A 1,688-nucleotide genomic window follows, 5' to 3' on the forward strand; every position below is an offset into this window, starting at 1 on the left:
TTCTTATCCTAATAAGAAGCATGTTATTCAAAAACTTTCTTTTCAAATAGAAAAGGGAGAGTTTGTGGCAATTGTCGGCCCAAACGGTTCTGGTAAATCGACCATCTCCAAATTGGCAGATGGACTGATATTACCGAAAAAAGGCAGAGTTTTGTTTCAAGGCCTTGATACAAAACAAAAGGAAAATCTAGCAATAATCCGCAAATCAATAGGCATTATTTTTCAAAACCCAGAAGAACAGCTCATTACGACCAATGTATTCGATGAAGTAATCTTCGGTCTTGAAAATATCGCCTGTCCTCCCAGTGAGATGGTAGAAAGAGCAGAGGCTGCACTTGAAAAAGTAGGGATGCTTCCTTTTCGAGAGGCTGAGCCACATAAACTCTCTGGTGGTCAAAAGCAGCGTGTGGCCATTGCTGCGATATTAGCAATGGAACCAAAACTCATTATTTTTGATGAATCTACGTCCATGCTTGACCCTGATGGGAGACATCAAATTATATCCATCATGCGTCAATTGCATAATGAAGGTATTACCATTTTGCATATTACGCACCATATGGACGAAGTGTTATCAGCAACAAAAGTGATAGTAATTAATCAAGGACAGATTGTGTCTACCGGAACCCCGCTTGAAATCTTCCATAAGCCACAGATGCTAATAGACTGTCGTTTGGAATTACCCTTTGCATTAAAATTGAAAATGCAGATGCAGCAGGAGGAAGTAGAAGTGCCAATGCATATAACGGATATAGAAGGGATGGTAGAATACTTATGGAACTCGCGCTAGAGCATATTCAATATGATTATTACAGCCCTGCAACTCGCGAAGTAAAACAAGTATTAACAGATATCTCGTGTACCATTCCATCTGGAGCATGGGTATCTATCATCGGGCAAACGGGATCAGGAAAGTCCACTTTAGCCAAAGTGATGCAAGGATTATTATGGCCGACAGTAGGCCAGAATACGATGGATGGGAAGCTAATAAAACCTAATAAAAAAGGTAAACCGACAATTTCTCCAGATGTGGGTCTTGTTTTTCAATATCCTGAACACCAATTATTTGAAACGACTGTTTTAAAAGAACTAGCTTTTGGCCCTAGAAATAGAGGATGGTATAAAGACGCTATCGTAAATAAGGCACAGCAAGTAATTGATTTAGTAGGCTTGGATGCAAGTTACCTAGAAAAATCTCCGCTTCATTTAAGTGGTGGAGAAAAAAGACGTGTTGCGATTGCGTCTGTCCTTATGTTAGAGCCCAAGATTCTTATTTTAGATGAACCGACTGCCGGATTAGATCCACTCGGTAGGCAGAGCATCTTACAAAACATAGAGGAGTGGCGACGACAAGGCAATCATACGGTTATATTGATTACACATCAAATGAATGACGTAGTGGAATATGCTGAAGAAGTCATTGTGTTACACAAAGGGAAGCTGCAATTTCAAATGAACCCTATGTCATTGTTTTTGGATAAAAGGGAAGAATTACAATCCATGGGATTAGATATACCCGATACAGCGAAATTGTTACTAGCAATAGAGAAGGTGACAGGGCAAAGGATCCAGGTGGCATCTTTGAAAGAATTAGATGTGATGCCTCAAGTGCTAACACTTCTAAAGGGAAGGAGATACCAATATGATTGAAAATGTCATTATTGGTCAGTATGTCGCTAGAGATTCCA

At 39.8% G+C, this 1,688-nt stretch carries 2 protein-coding genes; both read left to right on the top strand.

Annotation, left to right across the window (positions count from 1 at the left end):
* Window positions 1-790, top strand: a 790-nt coding sequence (locus tag AC1DUW_RS27890; protein WP_477644062.1) for an energy-coupling factor transporter ATPase, incomplete at its 5' end; no start/stop codon positions are given.
* A complete protein-coding gene (locus AC1DUW_RS27895) occupies window positions 775-1,650 on the top strand; it encodes an ATP-binding cassette domain-containing protein (protein WP_053347347.1) in 876 nt (291 codons plus the stop codon). The genes AC1DUW_RS27890 and AC1DUW_RS27895, both read left to right, overlap by 16 nt.
* Window positions 1,651-1,688 lie beyond the last annotated feature (38 nt).

It is taken from the genome of Peribacillus sp. P4_C12 (assembly GCF_056402095.1).

Bases quoted from the DNA above. Each gene is read 5' to 3' on its own strand.
- AC1DUW_RS27895 (WP_053347347.1), top strand. From the start codon at position 775: ATGGAACTCGCGCTAGAGCATATTCAATATGATTATTACAGCCCTGCA.